Genomic DNA, 19,075 nt, shown 5'->3' with positions numbered 1-19,075 from the left:
GTAGTTAATGGCCGCGCGCATGTTGCCGCGCCATTGCCGCAGGCGGCTTGGACCGCAGACACGTCCTTACTTCAGACCCAGCCGGCCCAGCTTTTTGATCAGCCCCACGCGCGAGATGCCCAGGCGCCGCGCCGCCTCGGACTGGTTGCCGCCAGCCTGCGCCATGGCATCGCGCAGCATGCGGGTCTCCAGCTCCAGCATGGCGGCATCAAGCGCGCCGTGGCTATCGGCGGCAGTGCCCTGGGTGCCTGCTGCGTCGGCGCCGGGGGATTCGGGCAGGTGGGTGGTGTCGCCGTTGGCAAATTTCAGCAGCTCGGCATCTACCAGGGTGCTGCCCGGCGCGATCAGCGCCCCAGCGGATTCCACCACCGCGCGCAGCTGGCGCACGTTGCCCGGCCAGTCACGCGACTGCAGCCACTGCATGGCGTCGGCAGACAGGCGCGCCTGCGGTGCCACATGCTTCAGAAAACGTGCTGCCAGAACAGGAACATCTGCCGCGCGCTCGGCCAGTGCAGGGGTGCGCAGCACCATGCCTTTCAAGCGGTAGAACAGGTCTTCGCGGAAGGTGCCAGCCTGCACCATGGCTTCCAGATCGCGGTGGGTGGCGGCAATCACGCGCACTTCGGCGCGGCGCAGTTCGCGCCCGCCCACCGGCAAAAAGCTGCCTTCCTGCAAGAAGCGCAGCAGCTTGACCTGCATGGGGGCGGGCATTTCGCCCACTTCATCAAGAAACAGGGTGCCGCCGTGCGCGGTCTCCAGCAGGCCGGGCTGGTCGCGGTGGGCTCCCGTAAAGCTGCCCTTGAGGTGGCCAAAGAGTTCGCTCTCCAGCAGCTCGGCAGACAGCGCGCCGCAGTGGATCACGGCAAACGGCCCGTCGGCGCGCGGGCTGCATTGGTGCAGGGCGCGCGCCACCAGTTCCTTACCGGTACCCGTGGGGCCCAGCACGATCAGGTTGACCGAGGTCGCGCCCACGCGCTGCACCAGCGCGCGCAACTGCTGCATGGCTGCCGTCTGGCCAATCAGGCCCATCTCGCCCGGGTCCTGCCCCTGCTGGGCACTGCGCAGGGCGCGCACCTGCTCGTCGAGCCGGGCCTTGTGCATGGCGCGCGTCAGTACGAGGCGCAGCACATCGGGGTCGATGGGCTTGGTCAGAAAATCCCAGACGCCGCGCTCCACCGCCTGCAGCGCAATGTCGCGCTCGCCATGGCCGCTCAGCACCACCACGACCGATTGCGCAAAGTGCGGAATCAGCGACAGCCCGGCCTGCGGGTCCATGCTGGGCGGCATGGCCAGATCGAGCAGCACCACATGCGGCCGGTCGTCCGCAAAGGCCTGCAGCGCGCTGTCCACATCGCCCGCCACCGACACGCGGTAGCCCAGCTGACGCAGAAAGCTCGCGCCCAGGCGCTGGTAGGCAGGCTCGTCGTCCACCAGCAGCACATGGCCGGATGCCGAGGGTGTGGATGGGGCGGCAGAAGTCATGGTGCAAGCAGGCCGGAGGCCGAAGAATCAGTGGATGCAATCCGTGGAAAGCGCAGGGTGAAGCAGGTTCGCCACGGCGCGCGCTCGGTGACGGAGGCCGCGCCGCCATGCGCGGCCATGATGCGCGCCGCAATGGCCAGGCCCAGGCCGGTGCCACCGGGGCTGCGCGAGGCAAAGGGCTCGAAGAGGCGTTCGCGCAGATCGGCAGGAATGCCCGGGCCGTCGTCACACACATGCACGAGCACCGCATCGGGCAGCAGTTCGGTATCCACCAGCACCCGCCGCTCGCCAGCCGCCGTGCAGGCATTGGAGAGCAGGTTGCCCAGCGCCTGATCAAACCGGGCCGGGTCGATGGTGGCCATGCGTGGCTCCTGCAGTGCGGCGCCCAGCTCTACCTCGGGGCGGTGGCGCACCTGGGCCTGGATGCGGGCGTGCAGATCGGTTGCCACCGGTGCAATCTGCCAGGGCTTGGCGTAGTCGAGCAGATCGCTGGTCAGGTGCGAGATGCGGGCAATCTGCTCGCCCACTTCCTGCCGGGTTTCGGCCGGGGCCATCGCCACGGCCATGGCGATGATGTTGAGCGGATTGCGCACATCGTGGGCCACCGTGGCCGCCAGCGAGCCCAGTTCTGCCAGGCGCGCCTGCAACTGGCGCTCGCGCTCGCGTTGCTGGGCCAGTTCGGCCAGCTCGACCTGTGCTGCCGCATCGGCCAGGGCATCGCCAAACAGCGCAGCCAGATGGCGCTGGCCGGGTGGCGCTTCTTCAAAACCCAGCAAGTGCGCCTGCCAGTCGCCCTGAGGGCCCTTGTGGCACAGCAGGCCTGGCTGGCTGCGGTCGGTGGTGGCGGGCGGCGCGCCATCGGCCTGTACCCGCATCTGCAGCGGCGTGCCCATGCGGGTGGACAGCAGGGGGGCGGCAACCGCCTCCAGTGTTGCCATGGATTCGGCCTGTCCCATGGCACTGCGCCACTGGCGCAGATCGCCCGCAGAGGGCGTGCCGCCCGGGTACACCAGACGCGAGGCAAACTGCCACACCGGACCGCTGAGGATGAAACACGCTGTTGCCACGGCGGCGGCGTTGAGCCATTTCGATTCGACCGGCAGCAGCACGGTCAGCGACACCACCGCCAGCCCCAGCACGATGAAAATGGCCGACGCCAGCGCGCGCCGCGCCCAGACGTTGACGACAAACACCCGGTAGCGCAGCACGCCATACACCAGCAGCAGCGGAAAGACCGGCATGGTCAGCACCGGCCAGGGATAGTGCTCGATACCGAGTGCGGCAAAGGCAAAGCCGGAAATGGCCAAGAGCCCCCAGGCGCACGAGATGGCAATCGACGCAAACTGCTTGCGGCGCAGTGGCGAAGGCGCATGCAGCCAGCCCCAGCCCAGCACCAGCAGGCCCGCAGTGGCGAGGATGCCCCAGGCCAGACTGTGAACCCAGCCCACCGCATTGGGCACCACCACCCATTGAAAGCCAGTAAATGGCGGAAAGTGGACGAATTCGCCCGGTGAACGCACAAGTGACAACAGCGCCACCAGCATTGCCATGGCGTAGCCCGCGCGCACCCAGTGCCGGTGCAATGGCGCGGTGCAGAAGATCACGCAGAAGTGGAAGAAGGCTGCAGAGGTGAATGTGAGTGAGGACAGCAGCGCCATGGCGACCGGCACGCTGCCCAGGCCCGCCCAGTTGGGCAACTCGTTGCCGACAATCCATGTGGCCACGCCCAGCAAAAACACCACCAGCAGCCGGGCACCGGCCACCTGTTTGGCCCACAGCAGCAGGACGCTGCCTAGGGCCAGGATTTCGAGCAGGGTGAGCAGCAGGGCAAGGTGGATGACCATGGCAGGACTGTATACGGCGTTGACGCCTCCGGCAACGGTGCTGTATCTGGCGTTTACAGGTAAAAGAAAAATTCCAATCAAATCAATATTTTTATGAGTGGCACGGATGCTGCATCGGTGTAGGCATGAGCACCTTGCACTCCCTCCATCCGAACACCCATCCGGCCCATGCCGATGCGCTGGATATCAGCGCGCTGGTCGGGCCCGCTGCCTGGCAGCAGCTCTCACCCGCCATCCGCCGCCGTTTTGCCAGCCAGCATGCGCCAGTGACCTATGCGGGGCACATGGAGCTGCGCACATCGCGTGTCGGCCGGTTGTTTGCCTGGGCGGCACAACTGCTGGGCAGCCCGCTGTCTGGCAGCCGCGCTGGCCTGGTGCCCACGCAGGTGCGGGTGGCAGGCGATGGGCGGGGCGGCGTGGTGTGGTCGCGCCAGTTGGGCGAGTGTGGCAGTGCGGGCAGCCAATCGGTGCAATCGACCAAGCGCCTGGGGCCCGGTGGCCAGCTCGAAGAGTGCACCGAAGGCGGCCTGTCGATGGCGCTGCAGGTGCGTGTGGAGCAGGGCGCGCTGGTGTTCTACAGCCGCCGCTACTTCTGGCTGCTGGGCGGCTGGCGGCTACCGGTGCCAGCAGTGCTGACGCCCGGTGTGTGCCGTGTCGAGCACCGCGACGAAGGCGCGGGGTGCTTTCGTTTCACGCTCGAGATGACGCACCCGCTGTGGGGCCGCACCTTCTACCAAACCGGCGTTTTTTCCGATCCTCTGGAGTCCTGAGATGACCATCGTATTTGTATTGCTCACCGTGCAGTCGCTGCTGGGTGCGTTTGACAACTTCTGGCACCACGAGCGCGAGGCGCGCCTGCCGCAGCGCACATCGGCGCGCTACGAACTGCGTCTGCACGCCGCCCGTGAAGCCATCTACGGCCTGCTGTTTGCCAGCTTTGCATGGCTGCAGTGGCGCGGATGGTGGGTGCTGCTGCCTGCGGGCCTGCTGGTTGCCGAGATGTTCATCACCATTGCCGATTTTCTGGAAGAGGACCGGAGCCGCAAACTGCCGCCGCTGGAGCGCGCGCTGCACACGGTGCTGGCAGTGAGCTATGGCCTGCTGGTGGGGCTGGTGGGGCCGCTGTTCTGGCAGGCGGCGCAACTGCCTGCGGGTGTTTCAGTGGTGACGCATGGCGGGTGGACAGCGATGTTCAGCGTGGCATCGGTCTGTGTGCTGGCCTGGAGCCTGCGCAATGCATTGGCGGTGCGCAAGCTGGGTGCGGCCGTGCAGCAGACCGGCTCGGTCCCTCACGTCCAGGGCGCCGCCCTGCAGGGGCTTGGGCAGCAGACGGTGCTGGTGGCCGGTGGTACCGGCTTTGTCGGCCAGGCGCTGGTGCAGCGCCTGCTGCGCGAAGGCCGCCGGGTGCTGGTGCTGAGCCGTGACCCCTTGCAGGCGCGCGCAGCGCTGGGTGAGGGCGTGTGGGTGGTGGACAGGCTGGACGACATTCCCTGTGAAACCCGCATCGACGCCGTGGTGCACCTGGCGGGCACGGGCATCCTTGGAGCGCCTTGGACGGACGGCCGCCGCCGCCTGCTGCTGCAAAGCCGCCTGCAGGTGATGGCGCAATTGCAGAAGCTGATGGAACGCCTGTCCCATAAGCCCGAAGTGCTGGTCTGTGCATCGGCCGTGGGCTACTACGGCGTACCGCTGGATGCCGCGCCGCTGGACGAGGCTGCGCCACCGCAGCCGGGGCGTTTTCAATCCGATCTGTGCAGGCAGGTCGAAGCCGCCGCCTTGCGCAGCAGCGCGCTGGGGGTGCGCGTGGTTTGCCTGCGCCCTGGCATTGTGCTGGGCCGGGGCGACGGGGCCTTTCCTGCGCTGGCGTTTGCAGCGCGCTGCGGCCTGGGCGCCGTGCTGGGCGGCGGCCTCCAGCCCATGCCCTGGATCCATCTGGACGACGCGGTGGGCCTGGTCTGCCATGCCTTGGCAGAGCCCGCGCTGCATGGCCCGCTGAACGCCGTGGCCCCGCAGGCTGTCACGCAGGGGCAATTTGCCCGGCGCCTCTCGGCAACGGTGGGACGCCCCCTGTGGCTGCGGATGCCCGGCTGGCCACTGCGCCTGCTGCTGGGCGAGATGTCGGAGCTGCTGCTGTGCGGCCAGAATGTGGTGCCCGCGCAGGCCCTGCGCAGCGGCTACCGCTTTCGGCATGCCAGCCTGGCGGCGGCGCTGGCACAACTGGCAGGAGGGTCAGCGGCTTGAGAGCCCATGGAGCCATGGAGTCTTGGGGCCATGGTGGCGAGACATGGCGTGGCGATTGCGTGGACGCGTTTCTGGTTGCTGCCGTATCAGTATCAGGCTGCGATGGATTCGGGGCTGGTCATGAAGCCGGTGGTGGTGTGGCAGCTGCCGTCGTCAAGCACCAGTTCGCGCTCGGGCCAGCGCATGGCGGCCAGTTTGAAGTCGTCTTCGGGGCGCGTGCCTGCGAGGCGCGCCGTCCAGCGGGCGCCGACGGAGAAATCGACGCAGAACACGTTGTGGCGCAGGCCATGCCAGGACGTGGGTGCGATGTCTGCAAACAGGTCCTGGTCGCCCTTGCCCAGCACGGCACGGTCGACCGGCGTGATGCGGCGCCAGTAGTGGCCCACCAGCACGGGAGTGGCATCGGCATAGCGGTCCCACCATGCCACGCGCTCTACAAAGCGCCATTTGCCACCGGCAAAGAAGGGTTCGGTACCACGGCGTTCCACGCCACAGGTCAGTACCTTGAGCGGGTTGTACTGCGATTTGTTCAGTTCGCTGTCGGCATGGGCGGGCATGAAGGGGGGCTGGTGCGCGCCATCTTCCAGGCTGTAAGGCCAGGCGGCACTCTCGGCAGCGGAGCGTGCCGGAATGCCCTGGGCGCGGGCATGGACGGCAGCGCCTTCCTCCAGCCGGTCGTAGTCGTCTGCCACCTCGCCGGTCTGCATCTGGCGGGCCTGGGCGATTTTCTCGTCCATCCACGCGGCATGCACGATGCGGATATCGTCGCGCTCCAGTGCCAGGGGGAGCTGGCGCAGGAACGGGAACATGGCCTGGGGAAAATCACGGCCCGCGCGCTGGTAGGGGGCGTACTTGCGGTTGTCGGCCTCGATGCGCTCGTCAAAGAACCAGCCCGAGCCGTCCTTGGCGTCGTCGCGCAGCAGGTTGATCTCGTGGTTGCCCAGCACGGCGTAGGCATGGCCTGCCTCGACCCAGCGGCGCACCAGGGCCAGCACGCCGGGGCTGTCCGGGCCGCGGTCGCAGAAATCCCCGACGAACACCAGCTTGCGGCCTGCCGGATGGCGGCCGTCGTCGTCATAGCCCAGATGCCTGACCAGCTGCTCCAGTGCCTGGCGCTCGCCATGCACATCACCGATCACATCCAACGGGCCGGGGGGCAGGGTATGTACCAGGCTCATCGTCGCTGTTCCATCAACAGTGCAGCGCGAACTCATGCATGCGCTGCGGCGTATTACAAACGGATGACCCATTGTGCCCGATTATGTTGCGCTGCACCAGAGAGGGTGCGCGCAATCCGCTGTAGGACGAAAGCAGGCTTTGGCACTTTACCTGTAAGCACTATCAGCTATCAATTTTGATAGCCTCGTTTTGCCCGAAGTATCTAGGCGACAGCGCGGCGATAGCAAACAAAGCTGAACGGCAATCCGCTGGCGCTGGTGTGTGCTTCGCGCGAGGCTTGCTGCCACTCGGCGCCCAGGCTGGGCGCGTAGGCGTCACCGGCAAAATCCTGTGCGATCTCGGTCACCCACACTTCATCAGCCAGGGGCAGCGCCTGGGCATAGATCTGCGCGCCACCGATCACCCAGACCGGTTTGCCGATGGCACGGGCGGCATCCAGGGCCTGGGATACATCACCCGCGACGGTGACCTGCGCGGATGCCGGGTCTGGCTGCCAGTCTGCCTGACGCGTCACCACCACATTGTGGCGGCCCGGCAAGGGGCGAAAGCGCGGCGGGAGCGAATCCCAGGTCTTGCGGCCCATGATGACGGTGCCGCCAGCGGTCTTCTGCTTGAAGAAGGCCATGTCCTCCGGCAGGTGCCAGGGCAATTGGTTGTTGATGCCGATCACGCCATTGGCGGCACGGGCGTAGATGAGGTGGATGTGTGGTGTGGTCATGCTGAGGGGCCCAGCCAGCGGGCGATCTGGCGCCGGCAGGCCTGGTAGAGAGGACGTTCGATGGCGTGATGGTACAGCGCGGCAAAGGCGACCAACAGCAGCAGCACGACCACCGCTGCGCCTGCGCGGGGCAGGGCGCCCAGCGCCTGCAGCGCGCGGCCCGCCAGCAACAGCACCAGAGGATGCAGCAGGTAGATGGCAAAGGAATAGTCGCCCAGGCGGCCCAGCCCGTGCTGCAGCGATTGGAGGCCAGGGCTGCGCGGCACGGGCGCCAAGAGGGCAGCACCGACAAGTGCCACGGCGGCAGAACCCGCCCACAGGGCGCGTTCGGGCCAATGGAAGAAACCGCTCATTCCCGGCGCGTGCGGGCTGTGGAACCAGGCCACATAGGCGGCCATACCGGCCAGCACGGCTGCCGCCAGCAACCACCAGCCCCAGTGCTGGCGCGGAAAGCGCTGCACCAGCAGGTAAAGAAAATAACCGGCAAAAAACTCCAGCATCAGTGGCGCTGCGTAGAACCACACGAGCAGCGTGGCGCGCTCAAATGCGCCGGGGGCATAACGGCCCGTGAACCAGAAATGGAGCACCAGAGCCGCGATTGCGCCTGCCAAAGCCGCCATGGCACGCTGGCGCCATGGCGGGGCCAGCAGAAGGCTGGCAGCGACCAGCAGGTAGAAATACAACTCGTATACCAGCGTCCAGATCACATTGCTGATATGTAGCGAGAAATTGCTGGGGTAGAGCAGGGCCGATGACAGCAGATTGACATCGGCCGGCAGGCTGCCGATTGCGGCAAGCGTCAGCAGACTGATGCCCATTACCGGCCACCAGCCCGTGTAGACGCGGCCAAAGCGCGTCAGTGCAAACTGGCTGGCGGCACGGATGCCGGGCGCGCTGCGTGCCGTGCCCAGCGCCATGATCACGCCGCTGATGACAAAGAAGATATCCACCCCGGCATAGCCCCCCGCTGCAATGGCCTGGAACCATGAGGGCGCATGGGGAAACCAGCCCCACAGCTGCGCATGGTAGACCGCAACCCACATGGCCGCCGCAAAGCGCAGCATTTGGATGGACTGGATCATGGCGGGGCGAGGGCAGTTCGGCGGGGGGAGTGAAGGTGCACGATGATAGCGTTTTGATGGAGTTTTGATAGCGGCATGCGCGCTGCGGGCGTGCGCTGGCGGCCTGAAACACATGAAAAAGGCCTGCGAGGCAGGCCGGTGCAAGCAGTGTGTGTCCGCCAGGCAGGCACTTATGGCATGGCCGCCATCACTCCCATCATTTCCTCGCCGCCCAGCTTCTTGCCGTTGGCCTTGACTTCGCCGCCTGCGTATTCGATCAGCGCGCTCATCTGGTTGTCCTTTTCCTGCAGCACGCCCGCCTGCATCAGGGTGTCGATGCGCAGCTTCACATCGTCCTGCACCAGGGTGGCCAGTTGCTGCACGTCGTAATCCTCATCGCCTTCATTGTCGGCAATCAGGGCATCGCGCACCCTGCTGCTCATCAGCGACTCCAGCACGGGTTTGGGCATGTTCAGCTTGGCATGGGCCTTGATGTCGGTGGCCGGGTTCAGCCCCTTGGTGGCGTCGCCCTGGTAGGACACACCGGCCGACAGCTCAGCTGCGCCTTCATCCGAGCGCCAGGCAAGGCGCTTGATCTCCAGCTCCGGCTTGCGCGCCAGCAACTGCTGCAGTCCGCCCATCATCAATGCCTGCAGCGCCTGCGGATTGCCCTGGGCTTGCTGCGATTGCTTGGTGAACTGGTTGAGCCAGGCAGCATCGAGGTTGCGCAAGGCCAGGTCCACGGCAATGTCGTTGATCTTCTTGCCCGGAATCGTCACCAGCTTGACGGCGGTATTGACGCCGGTGTTGACCACATCACCTTCTTGCTTGGTATCGATGTCCATGGTCAGGCCATCGATCTGCACGGGCTCGCCGCCATTCTTGGGCTCGGTGTTCAGGCTGTCGAGCTTCCAGTTCACGCTGCCCACCATGAATTCCTGCCCCTGGGGCTGGAACAGGTCAAAGCGCATGCTGTTGCCCTTGAGCAGCATCTTGGCCGGGCCGCTGCTGTCGCCTTCTTCATCGTCCACGGGCGGCGCGGTCGCTTCCAGCTGCAGGCTGGGCATGGTGGCTGTGCCCTTCATGCCCTTGAGGTCGGCAGACATCTCGAAGTCGGCCGTCAGGCCTGCAAAGCTGACCTTGTCCTTGTCGAACTGGCCGTCGACCGCGGGCGAACTCATCTGGTGCTTTGACGTGTGGGCCCAGCCGACCTGGGTGTTCCACTCCAGGGGCGACTTGTCCTTGTACAGGCTGAGCAGCTCGGGGGGCGCATCGTCATTCCAGGCAAAGCGCGAGACGATCTCTGCGGCGTGGCCGCGTGGCCAGGGGCCGTGCGAGATGTCGTGGCTGGCGGTAAAGCTCAATTGCTCCTCGCCGGTGTTCACCGTCCACAGGGTCTTGGCGGTGGAGCTGAACAGGCCGCGCTCATAGCTCTGCACCTGCACCGTCAACGGCGGCTTGCTCCACTCCTTGGCGGTCGACTCAAACCCCTCCTGTACCTTGCCGCCCATCACGTAGCTGGTGGCAACGCTGCCCGCCAACAGCACAGCCACAGCGGCTGCAATCCCGATTCCAAGCTTTTTCATGTGTTTTCCACTGGTGTCGCACGCCTGCTTTGTTGTGTGAGTTCTATTGCGGCGCAGCAATTGATGAAGCGGGAATTGTATGCGGAGGAAGGGCGAATTCCACGGCGTGCACGCCAAGGTGGGCAAGTGGTGACCGGCAAGGTGCGGCTGTGATGCATCGGCGCGGCCCCGCATTCTTTTGCGGCCATGAAAAAAGGCCATGTCATGTTGACATGGCCTGTCGCAGGAAGGAAGCAGGGCGCGCCTAGCCTCGCTGCCGCTGGCGCAGAACGCCTGCCAGCAGCACCACGGACAGCAGCAGCAGCGCCCAGGGCTTGTCCATGGGAACGGGTGCAGCCCCGCCCGGCAGTGTGGATTTGGTGGACACCGAGGCGCTGGCCTTGCAGGGCTGGGGCGTACCGCCTTCGCACTGCGTGGCGGCGGCTGCGCTCGCTGCGCTGGCTTCATTGACCAGAGTGGTGCCTGCAGGCGCCTGCGCACCGATCTTGGCGGCCAGCGTGTACACCAGGCTTGTGCCGGCAGGCAGCAAGGCAACGGACTGGTTCAGTGCGCCGCTGCCGCTTGCAGCAGGGCAGGTCGCCGCGCCGGTGGCGGTGCAGGTCCAGGCGCCCAGTTCGATGTTGGGCGGCAGCGGGTCCGTGATGGTCACCTGCGACAGGTCGCCAGCACCGCTGTTGCGCACGGTCACCGTGTAGGTCAATGCGTCACCGGGGCTCAAGGGTGCTGTTGCATCGACGGTCTTGCTGATGGCCAGAACGGGCAGGGCGGCGGTCTGGATGGTCTGGGCGGCCTGGCACGGCACGGTGCCTGCAATGGCCCCGCCCTGCTGGCACTGGCTATTCTTCGCATCTGCATCCAGGGTGGCGGTGTTTGTGATGCTGGCTGGCGGCTGTGCGGCCACGGTTGCCGAGACGGTGAACACGACGGAGTCGCCAGCGGCCAGCGCGGGCAGCGTGGCATCGAGAGGCGCCGACCCGCTGGCTGACGGGCAGGGGGTGGATGCACCTGGCGCACAGGTCCAGCTACCGTTGACAAGGCCTGCTGGCAGCGCATCGGCCACCTTCGCATTGGAGACCGGAACCTGGCCGGCATTCTTTGCCGTGATGGTGTAGACCACGGGTTGGCCGGCATAGAAGGTGCCAGCACCCGCCACGGTCTTGGTCAGCTCCAGCACCGGAAGCGGCCACAGCGTGACAGGGGCGCTGGCGCTGCAGGGCTTGGTGCTGGACGTGGTGCCATCCGGGTTGACGCACAGCGCATCGGCCTCGCTGGCCGTCACCTGCGCCGTATTGACGACGCCGGGAGCCGGACTGGTGATGTTGGCGACCGTAGCGGTGATGGTGTAGACCAGGCTGGCATTGGCCTTCATGGCTGCAATCGTCTGGCTCAAGGTGCCGCCCGCAGCCAGGCTGCCGCTGGCAGCCGGGCATACGGCCTGACTGCCCACGGGAGACTGGCAGGTCCAGGCGGCAGAAGCAAAGCCCGCAGGCAAGGTATCACTCAGTGCCGTATTGGCGAGGTCGGCGGCGCCTTCATTCTTCACGGTAACGGTATAGACCGCTGTGTCGCCAGGGTAGAGCGGCCCGGGTGACGCGACGCTCTTGCTCACCCTCACCAGGGGCGCCGTACCTACCGATGCAGATGCCGAGCAGGGAGTGGGAAAGCCATCACGCGGGTCGCAGGTCAGCCCGCTCGCTGCCGGTGGCTCAATGGTCGCGGTGTTGGTGATCAGCGCCTGGCCAGCGGGCAGCGGATTGCTGAATCGGGAGTTGACGCGAAAGACCAGCGAACTGCCTGCGGGCAGGTTGGGCAGGCTGGTATTGATCGGCAGTGTATTGGGCGTTGGTGCCGGACACACTGCGGCGCTGCCTGCCGGCACGCTGCAGCTCCAGGAACTGGCTGCAGACTGCAATCCTGCAGGCAGGCTGTCCTTGAGCACCGTGCCGCTGGCATTGCCACTGCTGGCATTGGTGACCGTCACGTCGTAGTAGATGAGGCCATTGGCAGTGGCGCGGCCCGTGAAAGGTGTGCCGTCCGCGTTCACTGCTTTTTTCTGCACGTTCAGTGGCGGGGCACACGAGGCCGTACCCGTAGATTGAACCAGCAGGCCCGATGGATCGCCCTGGTTGCCGGTGACGACATACAGGGTGTTCAGACCGGTCTTCCAACCTGCATTGAGAACGAGCGAGACCTTGCCGTTGGACTGAAAGCCACCAATGCCCAGGCTGGTGCCATTGTTGGTGTAGTCATTGACGGCATCGTTGACCAGGATGCGGGAGACCTGGTTGTCGGCGTACATGCTCAGGTTCAGGTTGAAGCCAGCCGGATCGACGCTGGGATCCAGATTGAACTGGTAGCGGTACACGTAGTAACTCTTGCCCCAGCTCACGCCAATCCATTCTGCATTGTTGAATGGCGACGGGTACCAGGCCGGGTGGCGGTACAGGGGCCCCTGGGTGTAGCTCAGGCCCGCCGCCGTGGACGCATTGGTGACCGGGCCGTCGGCGGGTGCGATGAACCAATGGGCATCCGTGGCTCCGAGCGGCAGCTTGGGGCTGTTGATGCTGTAGCCATTGGTGCCGTCGATGCCGGTATTGAAGATGGCCGGATCCGTCGAGCAGGAGACGGTGGGAGTGGACTGCGCATGGGCGCTTGAAAGCACCGCCAGGCCAGTGGCCAGGGCGGCGCTTGCGCCTGCTGAGCGGCGCGCCAGTTGATTCAGGAATCGGATCATGGATGCTTTCCTCCCTTGCCGCTGTCAGACGCCCGAGAGGCGCTGTGGACGGCTATCTGTTGGTTGATCTGGTTTTTCTATGATAGAAGATATTTTTAATATTATATTAATACTTTATTTTTGATAAATTTAATCTATTTTTAAGAGCGCGAATGACCATGCCGAAGCCATGAAAAAAGGCTGCGTGAGCAGCCTTTGGTTTTCCGACGTTGCAGCGTTGTGACGCGGGCCTTATTTGCCCCAGCTGTCCTTCAGCCCGGTGATCTTGTTGAACACCGGCTTGTCGGCCGTGTGGTCCTTGCGGTCCGCCACAAAGTAGCCAAAGCGCTCGAACTGGTACTTGTCATCGGTCTGGGCCGACTTCAGCGACGGCTCGACATAGGCAGTGACCACCTTCAGGCTGTCGGGGTTGAGCAGGGCGAGGTAATCCTTGCCGCCGGCATCGGGTTGGGGATCGGTGAAGAGGCGGTCGTAGAGGCGCACTTCGGCCTCAATGCCGTCCTGCACGCCCACCCAGGTGATGGCCGCCTTGACCTTGACGCTGTCGGCGCCGGGCGTACCGCTCTTGGTATCGGGCACCACAGTGGCCAGTACCTTGGTCACATTGCCGTCGGCATCCTTTTCGCAGCCCGTGCACTCGATCACATAGCCGCCCTTGAGGCGAACCTTGTTGCCGGGGAACAGGCGCTTGTAACCCTTGGGCGGCACTTCGGCGAAGTCCTCGCGCTCGATCCAGACCTCGCGGCCCAGCGTGAAATGGCGCTCGGGCACCGTTTCACCTTCGGCGTGGTGGGGCAGGGCCGGTAGCGTGCATGGTTCCAGATGGTCCGCATTGCCAAATACTTCGGCCCAGTTGGTCAGCTCCAGCTTGACGGGCTCCAGCACCACCATCGCGCGGTGGGCCTGGTTCTCCAGGTCTTCGCGCAGGCAACCATCCAGCGTGCCGTAGTCGATCCAGGCGTAATCCTTGGTCACGCCGATGCGCTCGCAGAAATTGCGGATGGACGCTGGCGTGTAGCCCCTGCGGCGCAGGCCGACGACGGTCGGCATGCGCGGGTCGTCCCAGCCGGTCACGAAGTGGTTGTCCACCAGGTGCTTGAGCTTGCGCTTGCTGGTGATCACATAGGTGAGGTTCAGGCGCGAGAACTCGTACTGGCGCGGCTGGGGGGCGTCGATCAGGCCGCCCGTGCGCAGGTTGTCGAGCAACCAGTCATAGAACGGGCGCTGGTCTTCGAACTCCAGCGTGCAGATGGAGTGGGTGATGTGCTCGTATGCGTCCTCGATGGGGTGCGCGAAGGTGTACATCGGGTAGATGCACCATTGGTTGCCGGTGTTGTGGTGCTCGGCATGGCGCACGCGGTAGATGGCCGGGTCGCGCAGGTTGATGTTGGGCGCAGCCATGTCGATCTTGGCGCGCAGCACGGCGGCGCCGTCCGCCAGTTTGCCGTCCTTCATGTCGGCAAAACGCTGCAGGTTCTCGGCCACCGAACGGTCGCGGAACGGGCTGTTCACGCCGGGGCGGGTGAAGTCGCCCCGGTTGGCCTTCATCTCGTCGGCAGACTGCTCATCCACATAGGCCAGGCCCTGCTCGATCAGGTAGACCGCGCAGCGGTGCATGAAATCGAAGTAGTTGCTGGCGAAATACAGGTTCTCGTGGCCGTCCGGGTCCTTCCAGTCAAAGCCCAGCCATTTGACGGCGTCGATGATGCCGTCCACGTACTCCTGGTCTTCCTTTTCGGGATTGGTGTCGTCAAAGCGCAGGTGGCACACGCCGCCGAAGTCGCGCGCCAGACCGAAGTTCAGGCAGATGGACTTGGCATGGCCCACGTGCAGATAGCCGTTGGGCTCGGGCGGAAAGCGGGTGCGCAGCCGGGCTTCGTCCACCTGGCCTTGCTGGTGGTGCTGGGCGTCGCCTGGCGAGCCACCCCAGTGGCGGCCGGCGTAGGTGCCTTTGTCCAGGTCGGACTCGATGATGTGTCGCAGAAAATTGGTGGGTTTGACCACTTCGTCACTACCACTGTGCGAAGCGCTCGAGACAGGTGCATTCATAAGGGGTTATTCTAAGGGACTACCCTGGTGTTTACGATTGGCAACACGATATCCTGTCTTGAAACCACAATTTGCAATCGCTTTGGTATCTTTTGAGGGTTGGCGTACGTTAAGGTTGTGATGACAATCTTTCAAGGTCACCCTCGCAAGGAGAAACAAATGACCAATTCAACGCTGAAACAGTGCTCTCGCTGGGCTGCCGCCGCAGCATTGGCGGGCTTGGGCCTGGTGTCCGGCGCCGCACATGCCAGCCGCGTTTCTTGGTCGGTGGGCATCAATGTGCCAGCGCCCGTGTATGTGGCACCGGCTCCCGTGTACATGCCGCCACAACCTGTGTATGTGGCACCGCAACCCGTCTATGTTGCGCCGCCGCCACCGGCTGTGGTGTATCGCCCGGCACCGATCTACCGTCCCGCGCCCGTGTACTACGGCCCGCCTCCTGGCCACCGCCGTCACCACCGCCACTGGGATCGCGACCGCGATTACTACCGCTACTGATCCCGCCCCCATCCGCGCCTGTGCCGCGCGGGTGTGCACCAGCCCCGGCTTGCCGGGGCTTTTTGTTGGCTCTCCTGTCGCCTCCAGCAATGAGGACGGCCGCTTTTGCTCTGATAATCGATAGCAAAGACCGCTTGTGGAGCCTGCATGAAAACCGTCTTCGTACTCAATGGACCCAACCTGAACCTGCTGGGGCTGCGCGAGCCTGCCATCTATGGCGCGCATACCCTGCAGGACGTGGAGCGGCTGTGCGAGCAGGCGGCCGCGCGCAACCAGCTGGCCCTGCGCTTTCACCAGAGCAACCACGAGGGCGCGCTGATCGACTGGCTGCATGAAGCCGGTCAGATGAAGCGCGACGGCCAACTGGCCGGTGTCGTGCTCAATGCAGCCGCCTACACCCACACCAGCGTGGCGCTGATGGATGCGATCAAAGGGGCCGATCTGCCGGTGATCGAGCTTCACATCAGCAATGTGCATGCGCGTGAGGCTTTTCGCCACCATTCCTACATCGCCCCGGTGGCCAAGGCGGTGATCTGCGGCCTGGGCGTACAGGGCTACAGCATTGCCATCGATGCCGTGGCGCAGGTGCTGCTGGCGCAGCCTGTCTGAAAGCGGCCCATGGTGGACCATGCGCCAACGTCGGCAGAGCCTATGCCTGCTGCCATGCCCTCTGAGATGCCTGCGGATTACACAGCCTTGCTGGCGCGCGCAAACCGCCTGACCACGCCTTGCGGCGACGGCGAGATGGTGTGGCACATGTGGGGCACGCGCCAGCCGGGCGCCTTGCCGCTGGTAATGCTGCATGGCGGCAGCGGCAGCTGGACGCACTGGATTCGCAACATCGACGCGCTGGTGGCTGCGGGCCACCAGATCTGGCTGCCCGATCTGCCGGGTTTTGGCGATTCTGCCGCGCCCCCCGCCGGTTTTGATGCCGATGCCATGGTCGAGCCCTTGTACCAGGGCATGCAGCAGCTGGGCCTGCTGCCCTGCAAGCTGATCGGGTTCAGCTTTGGTGGCATGACCGCCGGCATGCTGGCGGCAGCCCATCCCGATGCGGCCGAACGTCTGGTGGTGGTGGGCGCCCCCGCCATGGGCGTGGTGCCGCAGAAACAGTTTGTGCTGCGCGGCTGGCGCCACCTGCCCGATGCGGCCGAGCAGCGCGAGGTGCACCGCTACAACCTGGGTGCCTTGATGCTGTGGGACGCCACCCGCATTGACGACGAGGCCCTGGCCCTGCACCAGAACAATGTGCAGCGCGACCGCCTGCCGCGCAGGCGCCTGGCCAATACCGATATCCTGGCGCAGTCGCTGCCGCTGATTGCGGCTCCGGTGGCTGCCATCTACGGCGCGCACGATGCGCTCTACAAAACCTATATGGGCGCGCTGGGCGACAAGTTTCGAGCGGTCACGCCACAGCTGCTGGATTTTGTGCTCGTGCCCGACAGCGGCCATTGGGTGCAGTACGAGCAGCCCCGCGCATTCATGGCGACCCTGTTGCCGCTGCTTTCCTCAACTATTGATGTAAAAAATGCCTCTGGCGCTTGATAGTAAAGCGCTGGCAGCTATCAAAATATGAGTTCTACCAAGTTCACCCCCGTCATTGCCATCCATGGCGGCGCAGGCACCATCACCCGTGCGTCGATCACGCCTGCGCAGCAGCAGGCGTACCGCAATGCATTGCGCGATGTCCTGCTGGGCGCCCAACGCAAGCTGGCAGAAGGCGCGCCAGCAGAGGCCGTGGCGGTGGAGGCCGTGCGCCTGCTGGAGGAATGCCCGCTGTTCAATGCCGGGCGCGGCGCCGTGTTCACAGCGGACGCCACCCACGAGATGGATGCCTGCGTCATGCGTGGGCACGATCTGGCCTGCGGCTCCATCGCAGGGGTCAGCACCGTGCGCAACCCCGTCATCGCTGCCAAGGCGCTGATGGAGGCGGGCGGGCCGGTTTTCATGATCGGCGCGGCCGCCGAGCAGTTTGCCCAGCGGCAGGGCTGTGAAATGGTGGCCAGGGACTGGTTCTCCACCGAGCAGCGCCTCGCGCAGCTGCGCACGGTGCAGGAAGCTGCCCGGGCATCGGGCAGCGACACCGTGGCGTTGGACCACACCGCGCAGAGCCTGGCTGCGCCGCAAGGCAAGGGTGATGCCCCCCTGGATGAACGCAAGAAGATGGGCACGGTGGGCGCCGTGGTGCTGGATGTGCATGGCAACTTGGCGGCCGCCACATCGACCGGCGGCCTGACCAACAAGAAGCCCGGCCGCGTGGGCGACTCGCCCGTGGTGGGCGCTGGCACCTACGCCAAGAACGGCGTGGTGGCGGTGTCATGCACCGGCGTGGGCGAGGCTTTCATTCGCGGAACGGCCGCGCATGCCGTGGCCGCGCGCATCGAGCTGCTGGGCGCCGGTGTGGACGACGCGGCAAGCGCCGTCATCCACCGCGTGCTGCCGCCACTGGGGGGCGACGGCGGCCTGATTGCCGTGGGCGCGAGCGGCGAGGTGTCGCTGTGCTTCAACTCCGAAGGTATGTACCGCGGCCAGGTCGGCGTTGCGGGTGAGCCACTGGTGGCGATCTATGAGAGCGATCAATTGCTAACGGCATAAACGATCCAGGTTCCGCCGGTGCACCAAGGCTGCCGCAGGCAGCCTTTTTGTATGCAATGACGGGTTTTACTTAGGTGAAAACACTAGGGTAATTTCATATGAAACCGCTTTCGGCGCTTTCTACAATGCGAGGACTGTCACCGAAGTGAGTGCGCAGATCCGTGCGATCTTGCCAAAGTGGAACCCAGTCTTCGGGGTGCCGCATCTGCTGCGGCTATTCCTTTTTTCATAGCACATTGCGCTTGCTGCTTGTGCGCTAAAGCCCAATTTTATGTCCACCCTTGCACACTCCTCCGCCGAGAATGCTGCGTTGCCCGCGGTGTTGCAGGTTCGTGACCTGTCGGTCAGCTTCAAAACCGAGCAGGGCCGGGTGCAGGTGGTCAAGAACCTGAGTTTTGACGTGCATGCGGGCCAGACGCTGGCGGTGGTGGGTGAATCGGGCTCGGGCAAATCCGTCACCTCGCTGGCGCTGATGCGCCTGGTGGAAAACGGGGGCGGCCAGATCGACAGCGGCTCCATGCTGCTGCGCGGGCGCCACGCGGGCCAGCTGGATCTGGCCAAGGCCAGCAACGCGCAGATGCGCCAGGTGCGCGGCGCGGACATGGCCATGGTGTTCCAGGAGCCGATGACATCGCTCAACCCCGTCTTCACCGTGGGCGAGCAGATTGCCGAATCCATTCGCCTGCACCAGGGAAAATCGCGCAGCGAGGCCATGGCCGAGGCGCTGCGCATGATGGAGCTGGTACGCATTCCCGAGGCACGCAACGTGCTCACGCGCCACCCGCACCAGCTCTCGGGCGGCATGCGCCAGCGGGTGATGATTGCGATGGCGCTGTCATGCAAGCCGTCGCTCTTGATTGCCGATGAACCGACGACGGCGCTGGATGTGACCATCCAGGCACAGATTCTGGCGCTGATCCAGGAGCTGCAGCGCGAGATGTCGATGGGCGTGATCTTCATCACCCACGACATGGGCGTGGTGGCCGAGGTGGCCGACCGTGTGCTGGTGATGTTCCGGGGCGACAAGGTGGAAGAGCAGGACTGCGTGCAGCTGTTTGCCCACCCGCAGCAGGCCTACACCCGCAACC

Annotated in this window: 15 protein-coding genes; 7 read left to right on the top strand and 8 right to left on the bottom strand. The window is 65.1% G+C overall.

What is annotated here, in order from left to right:
* Window positions 1-66: 66 nt before the first annotated feature.
* Both ACH2DG_RS11310 and ACH2DG_RS11305 read right to left on the bottom strand, forming a co-directional pair.
* The gene (locus tag ACH2DG_RS11310; RefSeq protein ID WP_395026185.1) at window positions 67-1,482 is read right to left on the bottom strand and encodes a sigma-54-dependent transcriptional regulator; all 1,416 of its coding nucleotides are present in this window, start codon (window positions 1,480-1,482) and stop codon (window positions 67-69) included.
* On the bottom strand, window positions 1,479-3,326 hold the full coding sequence (locus ACH2DG_RS11305) for an ATP-binding protein (RefSeq protein WP_395026183.1): 1,848 nt from the start codon (window positions 3,324-3,326) through the stop codon (window positions 1,479-1,481). The genes ACH2DG_RS11310 and ACH2DG_RS11305 overlap by 4 nt, the downstream gene beginning before the upstream one ends.
* 125 nt (window positions 3,327-3,451) lie before the next feature.
* Here ACH2DG_RS11305 and ACH2DG_RS11300 point away from each other — a divergent pair, with 125 nt between their 5' ends.
* Window positions 3,452-4,096, top strand: coding sequence for a DUF4166 domain-containing protein (locus tag ACH2DG_RS11300; RefSeq protein ID WP_395026182.1), 645 nt, complete (start codon window positions 3,452-3,454; stop codon window positions 4,094-4,096).
* 1 nt (window position 4,097) lies between these two features.
* Window positions 4,098-5,567 (top strand): TIGR01777 family oxidoreductase, encoded by a 1,470-nt coding sequence (locus tag ACH2DG_RS11295; RefSeq protein ID WP_395026180.1) that lies wholly within the window; start codon window positions 4,098-4,100, stop codon window positions 5,565-5,567.
* Window positions 5,568-5,659: 92 nt separating this feature from the next.
* On the opposite strand, the gene ACH2DG_RS11290 is transcribed toward ACH2DG_RS11295, so the two are convergent.
* The 6 genes from ACH2DG_RS11290 to ACH2DG_RS11265 all read right to left on the bottom strand — a co-directional run bounded on the left by ACH2DG_RS11290 (window position 5,660) and on the right by ACH2DG_RS11265 (window position 14,894).
* Window positions 5,660-6,745, bottom strand: coding sequence for a metallophosphoesterase (locus tag ACH2DG_RS11290; protein WP_395026179.1), 1,086 nt, complete (start codon window positions 6,743-6,745; stop codon window positions 5,660-5,662).
* A 203-nt stretch (window positions 6,746-6,948) separates the two neighbouring features.
* Window positions 6,949-7,464, bottom strand: coding sequence for a dihydrofolate reductase (locus ACH2DG_RS11285; protein WP_395026178.1), 516 nt, complete (start codon window positions 7,462-7,464; stop codon window positions 6,949-6,951).
* The gene (locus ACH2DG_RS11280; protein ID WP_395026177.1) at window positions 7,461-8,546 is read right to left on the bottom strand and encodes an acyltransferase family protein; all 1,086 of its coding nucleotides are present in this window, start codon (window positions 8,544-8,546) and stop codon (window positions 7,461-7,463) included. The genes ACH2DG_RS11285 and ACH2DG_RS11280 overlap by 4 nt, the downstream gene beginning before the upstream one ends.
* 170 nt (window positions 8,547-8,716) lie before the next feature.
* The gene (locus tag ACH2DG_RS11275; protein ID WP_395026175.1) at window positions 8,717-10,111 is read right to left on the bottom strand and encodes a YdgA family protein; all 1,395 of its coding nucleotides are present in this window, start codon (window positions 10,109-10,111) and stop codon (window positions 8,717-8,719) included.
* A 244-nt stretch (window positions 10,112-10,355) separates the two neighbouring features.
* A complete protein-coding gene (locus ACH2DG_RS11270; protein ID WP_395026174.1) occupies window positions 10,356-12,845 on the bottom strand; it encodes a hypothetical protein in 2,490 nt (829 codons plus the stop codon).
* 231 nt (window positions 12,846-13,076) lie between these two features.
* Window positions 13,077-14,894, bottom strand: a complete 1,818-nt coding sequence (locus ACH2DG_RS11265) for a glutamine--tRNA ligase/YqeY domain fusion protein (RefSeq protein WP_395026173.1) — start codon at window positions 14,892-14,894, stop codon at window positions 13,077-13,079.
* A gap of 159 nt (window positions 14,895-15,053) precedes the next feature.
* Here ACH2DG_RS11265 and ACH2DG_RS11260 point away from each other — a divergent pair, with 159 nt between their 5' ends.
* The 5 genes from ACH2DG_RS11260 to ACH2DG_RS11240 all read left to right on the top strand — a co-directional run.
* The gene (locus ACH2DG_RS11260) at window positions 15,054-15,392 is read left to right on the top strand and encodes a hypothetical protein (protein ID WP_184707394.1); all 339 of its coding nucleotides are present in this window, start codon (window positions 15,054-15,056) and stop codon (window positions 15,390-15,392) included.
* A gap of 147 nt (window positions 15,393-15,539) precedes the next feature.
* Window positions 15,540-16,001, top strand: coding sequence for a type II 3-dehydroquinate dehydratase (gene aroQ / locus ACH2DG_RS11255; protein ID WP_395026172.1), 462 nt, complete (start codon window positions 15,540-15,542; stop codon window positions 15,999-16,001).
* A 54-nt stretch (window positions 16,002-16,055) separates the two neighbouring features.
* Entirely contained in the window at window positions 16,056-16,937 is an 882-nt protein-coding gene (locus tag ACH2DG_RS11250) for an alpha/beta fold hydrolase (protein WP_395026170.1), read from the top strand.
* 27 nt (window positions 16,938-16,964) lie between these two features.
* Window positions 16,965-17,987 carry an isoaspartyl peptidase/L-asparaginase family protein gene (locus ACH2DG_RS11245; RefSeq protein WP_395026169.1) on the top strand — a complete coding sequence of 341 codons (1,023 nt, stop codon included), beginning with the start codon at window positions 16,965-16,967 and terminating at the stop codon, window positions 17,985-17,987.
* A 271-nt stretch (window positions 17,988-18,258) separates the two neighbouring features.
* Window positions 18,259-19,075, top strand: an 817-nt coding sequence (locus ACH2DG_RS11240; RefSeq protein ID WP_395026168.1) for an ABC transporter ATP-binding protein, incomplete at its 3' end; no start/stop codon positions are given.

This window comes from Comamonas odontotermitis (genome assembly GCF_040396735.1).
Taxonomy (GTDB): Bacteria; Pseudomonadota; Gammaproteobacteria; order Burkholderiales; family Burkholderiaceae_C; genus Comamonas; species Comamonas odontotermitis_C.
Note: the sequence above shows the minus strand (reverse complement) of the source record. Positions and strands in the feature narration are given on the sequence as shown.

Bases quoted from the DNA above. Each gene is read 5' to 3' on its own strand.
- ACH2DG_RS11310 (WP_395026185.1), bottom strand. From the start codon at position 1,482: ATGACTTCTGCCGCCCCATCCACACCCTCGGCATCCGGCCATGTGCTG.
- ACH2DG_RS11305 (WP_395026183.1), bottom strand. From the start codon at position 3,326: ATGGTCATCCACCTTGCCCTGCTGCTCACCCTGCTCGAAATCCTGGCC.
- ACH2DG_RS11300 (WP_395026182.1), top strand. From the start codon at position 3,452: ATGAGCACCTTGCACTCCCTCCATCCGAACACCCATCCGGCCCATGCC.
- ACH2DG_RS11295 (WP_395026180.1), top strand. From the start codon at position 4,098: ATGACCATCGTATTTGTATTGCTCACCGTGCAGTCGCTGCTGGGTGCG.
- ACH2DG_RS11290 (WP_395026179.1), bottom strand. From the start codon at position 6,745: ATGAGCCTGGTACATACCCTGCCCCCCGGCCCGTTGGATGTGATCGGT.
- ACH2DG_RS11285 (WP_395026178.1), bottom strand. From the start codon at position 7,464: ATGACCACACCACACATCCACCTCATCTACGCCCGTGCCGCCAATGGC.
- ACH2DG_RS11280 (WP_395026177.1), bottom strand. From the start codon at position 8,546: ATGATCCAGTCCATCCAAATGCTGCGCTTTGCGGCGGCCATGTGGGTT.
- ACH2DG_RS11275 (WP_395026175.1), bottom strand. From the start codon at position 10,111: ATGAAAAAGCTTGGAATCGGGATTGCAGCCGCTGTGGCTGTGCTGTTG.
- ACH2DG_RS11270 (WP_395026174.1), bottom strand. From the start codon at position 12,845: ATGATCCGATTCCTGAATCAACTGGCGCGCCGCTCAGCAGGCGCAAGC.
- ACH2DG_RS11265 (WP_395026173.1), bottom strand. From the start codon at position 14,894: ATGAATGCACCTGTCTCGAGCGCTTCGCACAGTGGTAGTGACGAAGTG.
- ACH2DG_RS11260 (WP_184707394.1), top strand. From the start codon at position 15,054: ATGACCAATTCAACGCTGAAACAGTGCTCTCGCTGGGCTGCCGCCGCA.
- aroQ (WP_395026172.1), top strand. From the start codon at position 15,540: ATGAAAACCGTCTTCGTACTCAATGGACCCAACCTGAACCTGCTGGGG.
- ACH2DG_RS11250 (WP_395026170.1), top strand. From the start codon at position 16,056: ATGCCCTCTGAGATGCCTGCGGATTACACAGCCTTGCTGGCGCGCGCA.
- ACH2DG_RS11245 (WP_395026169.1), top strand. From the start codon at position 16,965: ATGAGTTCTACCAAGTTCACCCCCGTCATTGCCATCCATGGCGGCGCA.